The following is a 6,955-nucleotide window of genomic DNA, read 5'->3' on the forward strand; positions in this document are numbered from 1 at the left end:
CAAGTTAATGAAATGCCATGAAATATCATTTTACCTAACCAGATTAAATATCCAATTTGGTGGCGGAGGAGAGAGCCCGTGCAGTTTGCCCGTATCAACGACATTACGATCCACTATCAGGTGATCGGCGCCACCGGCGACCGGCCGGTGCTGGTTTTCGCCAATTCGCTCGGCACGGATTTTCGCATCTGGCGCGATGTCATCGTCCGTCTTGCCGGCGATTTTGCCATCGTCCTCTACGACAAACGCGGCCATGGCCTCTCGGATATCGGGCCCACACCCTATGCGATCGAGGACCATGCGAACGACCTTGCCGGCCTGCTCGACATGCTCTCGGTCAAGCAGGCGATCATCTGCGGCCTCTCGGTCGGCGGCCTGATTGCGCAGTCGCTCTACCAGCGACGGCCCGATCTGGTGCGGGCGCTCGTCCTTTGCGACACGGCGCACAAGATCGGCACGGCCGAGACCTGGGCCGCACGCATCGCGGCGGTAGAGGAACACGGCATCGAGGCGATTGCCGATAGCGTGCTCGAGCGCTGGTTCACGCCGGCGTTTCGCCGCCCGGAAAACATCGCCTATGCCGGCTATCGCAACATGCTCGTCCGTCAGCCTGTAACCGGATACGTCGCCGCCTGCGCCGCCATCCGCGACGCCGACTATACCGAGGCGGCAGCCCGCATCGCCGTGCCGACGCTTTGCGTCGTCGGCGATCAGGACGGCTCGACGCCGCCGGATGTCGTGCTTGCCACCGCCCGCCTCATTCCCGGTGCGCGCTACGAAGTCATCCGCGATGCCGGTCACATTCCCTGCGTCGAAAACCCGGAAGCCTTGACCGCGGTGCTTCGCGCCTTCTTCGAAATTGCAATGCATGGAGACAGGACCCATGAGTGACGCTTCTGCGCCCTCCGACCGCTATCGCCAGGGCATGGCCACGCGCCGTGCGGTGCTCGGCGACAATCACGTGGATCGGACGCAGTCGGTTTCCACCGAATTCGACCGCCCCTTCCAGGAGCTGATCACCGAAGCGGCGTGGGGCCATGTCTGGTCGCGGCCGACCTGGACGAAGCGTGAGCGCTCGATCGTGACGATCGCGTTGCTCGCCGCCCTCGGCCAGGACGACGAGGTTGCCATGCATGTGCGGGCGACCGCCAATACCGGTGCGACCCGCGAGGATATCTGCGAGGCGCTGCTGCACGTGGCGATCTATGCCGGCGTGCCGGCGGCCAACCACGCGATCAAGATCGCCAAGCAGGTCTTTGCCGAGATCGATGCCGGCACGGCGGCCTGACGGGAGGAAGCGATGTCCGACAGAACCAATGGAAAGCCGGAGACGGGCGCCTTTTTCCCACGCGACCGTGGATGGCATGCGCCGGCGCTGACGCCGGGCTACAAGACCTCGGTGCTGCGCTCGCCTCAAAAGGCGCTGCTTTCACTTGACGGCACGATTTCCGAAATTACCGGCCCGGTCTTCGGGCATTCGGTCGTCGGCGAACTCGACAACGACCTCATCCACAATTTCGCCAAGCCCGGTGAGAGCGCCATTGGCGAACGCATCATCGTGCATGGCCGCGTGCTCGACGAGCGCGGTCGCGCCGTGCCTGGGGCGCTGCTCGAATTCTGGCAGGCCAATGCCGGCGGCCGCTACCGCCACAAGAAGGAAAGCTATCTCGCGCCGCTCGATCCGAACTTCGGCGGCTGCGGCCGCACGATAACCGACGCGGAAGGGGGCTACGCTTTCCGGACGATCAAGCCCGGCCCCTATCCCTGGCCGAACGGCGTCAATGACTGGCGCCCGGCGCATATCCATTTCTCGGTCTTCGGCCATGGTTTCGCGCAGCGGCTGATTACCCAGATGTATTTCGAGGGCGACCCGATGATCTGGAAGTGTCCGATCGTCAACACCATCCCGGACCGCCAGGCGGTAGAACAATTGATCGCCCCGCTCGACTGGGCAAACACCATTCCCTTCGACGCACGGGCCTACAAGTTCGATATCGTGCTGCGGGGACGCCGCTCGACACTGTTCGAGAACCGGCTGGAGGGCAACTGATGGTTCAGCAACTCGGCTACCTCAAGGAGACGCCCTCGCAAACGGCCGGTCCCTACGTGCATATCGGCCTCACCCCGAACTTCTGCGGCATCACCGGCGTCTACGAGGCTGACCTCGGATCGCGGATGGTGAACGCTGAGACGCGTGGCGAGCGCATTACTATCACCGGACGGGTGATCGACGGCGCCGGCGCGCCGTTGAAAGACGCGCTCGTCGAGATCTGGCAGGCGGATGCCGCCGGGCTCTACAATTCGCCGACCGAGATACGCGGTGCTGCGGACGCAAACTTCACCGGCTGGGGGCGCTGCGCAACGGGCGCCGAAGACGGGGTCTTTTCCTTCGAGACCATCAAGCCGGGGCAGGTTCCCTACAGCCACGACCGGAAAATGGCGCCGCACATCACCTTCTGGATCGTCGCGCGGGGCATCAACATAGGGCTTCACACCCGAATGTATTTCCCGGACGAGGCGGCAGCCAACGCTGCCGATCCGCTGCTTGCGCGCATCGAACATCGCCATCGCGTCGCGACGCTTGTCGCGACCGGAACGGCGCCTAATTATGTCTTCGACATTCACCTGCAGGGTGAGAAGGAAACGGTCTTCCTCGACATCTGAACAGGAATGTCACGCCTGGACATGGAGTGCCGCATGGGCGGCATTCAGGGCAGCAGGTGGCATTTCGTTCGGCGAGCCGCATCCGCGACCAGAAACGGGGAAATCATGACCTATTCCGCCTTCGACCACCCTTATCTTTCCGGGTTGCTGGGGGATGAGGCGGTTGCCGCCGAGTTCTCGGCTTCCGCCGATATCCATGCGATGCTCGCCTTCGAGGCGGCGCTTGCGCGGGCCGAGGCCGTGCACGGCATCATCCCGGCCAAGGCTGCCGACCGGATCACCGAGGCGTGCCGCGCCTTTTCGCCCGACGTCAGCGCGCTGAGGCGGGCCGTGGCGGCCGACGGGGTGGTGGTTCCGGAACTCGTGCGACAGTTGCGATTGATCGTCGGCGGCGAGGCGGCAGACTATGTGCATTACGGCGCCACCAGCCAGGATGTCATCGACACCAGCCTGATGCTCAGGATGAAGGCGGTGGCCGAGCTTTTCGCCGTCCGGCTCGGCAACATCGTCACGGTGCTCGAGGAGTGCGACAACGAATGGGGCGAGCGCGGACTGATGGGGCGCACCCGTATGCAGGCGGCGATCCCGATCACCGTGTCGGACCGGCTGCGCAGCTGGATCGAGCCGCTGCTCGATCACAAGGACCGGCTGGAAGCCATGGATCGCGATCTCTTCGCCGTTCAGTTCGGCGGCGCCGCCGGGACGCTGGACAAGCTCGGTGACCGGGCGGACGACGTGCGCGCGACGCTTGCCGAAGAACTCGATCTCGCCGACTTTCCCCAATGGCACAGCCAGCGCTCGGAGGTGGCGGACTTTGCCAATGCCCTGTCGCTGGTCACGGGCAGCCTCGGCAAGTTCGGCCAGGACATCGCCTTGATGGCGCAGCAGGGCGACGAGATCGAGCTTGCGGGTGGCGGCGGATCCTCGGTAATGCCGCACAAGCAGAACCCGGTGGCAGCCGAAGTTCTGGTGGCGCTCGCGCGGTTCAACGCGACCCAGCTTTCCGGCATGCACCATGCGCTGATCCACGAACAGGAGCGTTCCGGCGCCGCCTGGACGCTGGAATGGCTGATCATGCCGCAGATGGCTGGTGCGACGGCGGCAGCGCTTCGTCTGGCCGGCGAAATCGTGGGCAACATACGCCGGCTTGGCCGCGCCTGAGCGGGCTGGTGACGCGATCCCTCAGCGGGCCGCGCGCAACATCGAGCGGTAGCGCACCTGGCTGTTCTTGAGGTGCTGGCGCATGGCGCTGCGCGCCTGCTCCTCGTCTCCATCCTGGATGGCGATGAGGATCGCCTCGTGCTCGGCGATCAATCGCGACAGCTCCGCAGACGCCAGCACGGTTTCCTCGCCGCTCTCCGAAACCGCTCGGCGGGGAATGAGCGCCGTGCCGAGCATCTGCAGGAACTCGCTGAAGCGCGGGTTGTTGGTCGCCTGGGCGATCGCCAGATGGAAGTTGAAGTCGGCCTCCGCCGTCGGCCGCCCCTGCGCGGCGCTCTCGCAGAAACTGTCGAACGCTTCGGCGATCTTTTCTTCCTGGGCCGGCGAACGGCGAAGGGCGGCAAGCGCTGCGGCATCGCCTTCGACGGCGGTCCTCAGTTCCAGCATTTCGATCAGCGAAGAGACGCGCGCAAGATCGATGCCGTGGAACGGCAGCGGGGTCGAAGGCGCAGGCTCCAGCACGAAGACACCGATACCGTGCCGCGCCTCGACAAGCCCGCCGGAGCGCAGCGCCGCGATCGCTTCGCGCACGACCGTGCGGCTCACGCCGAATTCCTGCGTCAGCTGCGCTTCCGAAGGCAGGCGGTCGCCAGGCTTGTAATGCCCGGCGCCGATCTGGCCGCTGAGGGCGTCCGTTACCTTGGCCACCAGCGTCTTGCCTTGAGAGGCGGGGGGTTCGGAGGCGGTGACGTTGCTCATGGGAATGGCCGTTTCTGCGACTTGGGTGCTTTGTGTCTGGATACGCCATTGCCGATCAAGGGCGCAATCCATGGCTGGCTGCAATGCGCGGGAACCAAGGGTGATGTCTCAATAAATCGGATCATCGACGAAGGCGCCGCCCTGATAGCGCACGAGAGAGTCGCCCGGCTGCGGCGTGGGGGTGTTTTCGGCGACTTTCTGACGGAAAACTTCGGCATTGTCCTTCGGGCGCCAGCCGAGCCAGGAAACATGCGAATTGTCCCACCAGCCGGCGTCGTTGGCCGAGGCGCCCCAGATGACCGGGCAACCGAGAACCGGCACACGGAAGACGGCCTCCGTCAAGGATACGAAGTCGTCATGGGAAAACCAGGTGGAGAGCATTCGATAGTTGACGGGCTCGGGCAGGCAGGAGCCGATGCGGACCAGGGCGGTCTCCTGGCCGAACTTCTCGAAATACATGCGCGCCAGCGCTTCGCCGAAGCACTTCGATACGCCGTAGAGCCCGTCGGGCCGGTAGGGCGCGTTCGGGCCGAGCCGTTCGCCTTGCGGATAGTAGCCGATCGTGTGGTTGGTGCTGGCAAAGAGGATGCGCGGCTTGTTGTTGGCGCGCGCCGCCTCATAGAGATTGTAGAGGCCGAGAATATTGCCGTCGAGGATTTCCGAGAACGGACGTTCGACCGAAATGCCGCCCAGATGCACGATCGCATCGCATCCGACGACAAGCTCGTTGACGGCGCCCCGGTCGGCCAGGTCGCACTGAACGCATTCCTCGTTTTCACCCGGCGGATCGAGCGGCGCGCGATCTGCTAGACGGATCGTCCTTGCCAATGGCGCCAGCCTTTCGCGCATGACGCGGCCCAATTGCCCCGCCGCGCCGGTGATCAGAAGTCGTTCCATCGCCTGTCCCCCCAAGCCGGTGCAGGCGCTCACCGCGATCGATGCGCCCACATATCATATGATATCCGCTAACATATAATACATCTCTATTGCAATGCTTTCGCGATGAGGCGATTTTGTAGGAGCGATCTCTTCGCGGCGTTTGGCGCCGAATTTCGGCCTTACGGCATCACGTCGCTCTCGAAGTACAAAGACAACTCGCAGATCTTATATGATGACCTGTATTATGACATATTGACATGCGTGTGATGACTCGCTTAGTAGGGCGCGTCGAGTTTTAAGGAGGACCCGCCCGAAATGAACCCTGAGCAGATCAAGGCCGCGCTTGGATCGGGCCTGCTTTCGTTCCCGGTGACGCATTTCGATGCGGAGGGTCGGTTTGCGCCGGACAGCTATCGGGCGCATGTCGAGTGGCTGGCCGGCTACAAGGCCCCGGTTCTGTTTGCGGCCGGTGGCACCGGCGAGTTCTTTTCGCTGAAGCCGGACGAGATCCCCGGCATCGTCAAGGCGGCCAAGGACGTTTCCGGCGACACGGCGATCGTATCGGGCTGCGGCTATGGCACGGAGATGGCGGTCGACATCGCCCGTTCGGTCGAGCGCGTCGGTGCCGACGGCATCCTGCTTCTGCCGCACTATCTGATCGATGCGCCGCAGGAAGGGCTTTATGCCCATGTGAAGAAGATCTGCCAGTCGGTCGGCATCGGCGTCATGGTCTATAATCGCGACAACGCGGTGCTGCAGGCCGACACGCTTGCCCGGCTGTGCGACGAATGCCCGAACCTGATCGGCTTCAAGGATGGCACCGGCGACATCGGGCTGGTGCGCCAGGTCACCGCCAAGATGGGCGACCGGCNAAGGATGGCACCGGCGACATCGGGCTGGTGCGCCAGGTCACCCGCCAAGATGGGCGACCGGCTGATGTATCTCGGCGGCATGCCGACGGCGGAACTGTTTGCCGAGGCCTATCTCGGTGCCGGCTTCACCACCTATTCCTCGGCCGTCTTCAATTTCGTGCCGGGCCTTGCCAATGAGTTCTATGCCGCCCTTCGCGCCGGCGAGCGCGCCACCTGCGAGCGCATCCTCAACGAGTTCTTCTATCCGTTCATGGCCATCCGCAACCGCGCCAAGGGCTATGCGGTGTCGGCGATCAAGGCCGGCGTGCGGCTGCAGGGTTTTGATGCCGGTCCGGTGCGTGCGCCGCTGAAAGACTTGACCGAGGAGGAAGTCGCCATRCTCGACGCGCTCATCGGTGCGAACAAGCGTCRGAAATGAGCGTTTTGCGAGGATAGCCCATGAAGATCGTCGCCGTCCGCACCCACCTTCTCGAACATCGGCTGGCCGTGYCGTTCGAAAGCGCCTCCATGCGTTTTGACCGTCGCGCCCATGTGCTGGTCGAGATCGAGTGCGACGACGGCACGATCGGCTGGGGCGAGTGCCTCGGCCCGGCGCGGCCGAATGCGGCGGTGGTTGCGGC

8 protein-coding genes and 2 pseudogenes are annotated in these 6,955 nt (G+C 64.0%); 8 read left to right on the forward strand and 2 right to left on the reverse strand.

The features are described 5' to 3' along the window. The first annotated feature begins 78 nt into the window (after positions 1–78). The 5 genes from pcaD to ASD01_RS26870 all read left to right on the forward strand — a co-directional run bounded on the left by pcaD (position 79) and on the right by ASD01_RS26870 (position 3,825). Positions 79–891 carry a 3-oxoadipate enol-lactonase gene (gene pcaD / locus ASD01_RS26850; RefSeq protein WP_060644748.1) on the forward strand — a complete coding sequence of 271 codons (813 nt, stop codon included), beginning with the start codon at positions 79–81 and terminating at the stop codon, positions 889–891. Beyond that, a complete protein-coding gene (gene pcaC, locus ASD01_RS26855) occupies positions 884–1,288 on the forward strand; it encodes a 4-carboxymuconolactone decarboxylase (protein ID WP_034801802.1) in 405 nt (134 codons plus the stop codon). Before pcaD ends, pcaC begins: the two co-directional genes overlap by 8 nt. 12 nt (positions 1,289–1,300) lie before the next feature. Then, positions 1,301–2,050 carry a protocatechuate 3,4-dioxygenase subunit beta gene (gene pcaH, locus ASD01_RS26860; RefSeq protein WP_060644750.1) on the forward strand — a complete coding sequence of 250 codons (750 nt, stop codon included), beginning with the start codon at positions 1,301–1,303 and terminating at the stop codon, positions 2,048–2,050. Continuing rightward, positions 2,050–2,664: a protocatechuate 3,4-dioxygenase subunit alpha gene (gene pcaG, locus ASD01_RS26865; RefSeq protein WP_060584555.1), complete on the forward strand. Its 615-nt coding sequence runs from the start codon at positions 2,050–2,052 to the stop codon at positions 2,662–2,664. The genes pcaH and pcaG overlap by 1 nt, the downstream gene beginning before the upstream one ends. Before the next feature lie 105 nt (positions 2,665–2,769). Continuing rightward, complete coding sequence (locus ASD01_RS26870; RefSeq protein ID WP_060644797.1) at positions 2,770–3,825, forward strand: 3-carboxy-cis,cis-muconate cycloisomerase; 1,056 nt, start codon at positions 2,770–2,772, stop codon at positions 3,823–3,825. A gap of 21 nt (positions 3,826–3,846) precedes the next feature. Here ASD01_RS26870 and ASD01_RS26875 read toward each other — a convergent pair whose 3' ends face one another. Continuing rightward, positions 3,847–4,584, reverse strand: coding sequence for a FadR/GntR family transcriptional regulator (locus tag ASD01_RS26875; protein WP_060520898.1), 738 nt, complete (start codon positions 4,582–4,584; stop codon positions 3,847–3,849). A gap of 108 nt (positions 4,585–4,692) precedes the next feature. After that, a complete protein-coding gene (locus ASD01_RS26880; protein WP_060520899.1) occupies positions 4,693–5,481 on the reverse strand; it encodes an NAD-dependent epimerase/dehydratase family protein in 789 nt (262 codons plus the stop codon). Positions 5,482–5,778: 297 nt separating this feature from the next. Here ASD01_RS26880 and ASD01_RS37005 point away from each other — a divergent pair. The 3 genes and pseudogenes from ASD01_RS37005 to ASD01_RS37015 all read left to right on the forward strand — a co-directional run. Further along, on the forward strand, positions 5,779–6,334 hold a 556-nt coding region (locus ASD01_RS37005; RefSeq protein WP_244495310.1), incomplete at its 3' end, for a dihydrodipicolinate synthase family protein. Between the two features lies 1 nt (position 6,335). Next, positions 6,336–6,753: pseudogene (locus ASD01_RS37010) on the forward strand (dihydrodipicolinate synthase family protein); the annotation flags it as partial. 20 nt (positions 6,754–6,773) lie between these two features. Further along, positions 6,774–6,955, forward strand: a pseudogene (locus ASD01_RS37015) (mandelate racemase/muconate lactonizing enzyme family protein); the annotation flags it as partial.

The organism is Ensifer sp. Root423 (genome assembly GCF_001426275.1).
In the GTDB taxonomy this organism is placed as follows: Bacteria; Pseudomonadota; Alphaproteobacteria; order Rhizobiales; family Rhizobiaceae; genus Ensifer; species Ensifer adhaerens.

What these genes read in the sequence shown, in the direction of transcription:
- pcaC (WP_034801802.1), top strand. Translation starts at nt 884, where the DNA reads ATGAGTGACGCTTCTGCGCCCTCCGACCGCTATCGCCAGGGCATGGCC.
- ASD01_RS26880 (WP_060520899.1), bottom strand. Translation starts at nt 5,481, where the DNA reads ATGGAACGACTTCTGATCACCGGCGCGGCGGGGCAATTGGGCCGCGTC.
- pcaH (WP_060644750.1), top strand. Translation starts at nt 1,301, where the DNA reads ATGTCCGACAGAACCAATGGAAAGCCGGAGACGGGCGCCTTTTTCCCA.
- ASD01_RS26875 (WP_060520898.1), bottom strand. Translation starts at nt 4,584, where the DNA reads ATGAGCAACGTCACCGCCTCCGAACCCCCCGCCTCTCAAGGCAAGACG.
- ASD01_RS26870 (WP_060644797.1), top strand. Translation starts at nt 2,770, where the DNA reads ATGACCTATTCCGCCTTCGACCACCCTTATCTTTCCGGGTTGCTGGGG.
- pcaG (WP_060584555.1), top strand. Translation starts at nt 2,050, where the DNA reads ATGGTTCAGCAACTCGGCTACCTCAAGGAGACGCCCTCGCAAACGGCC.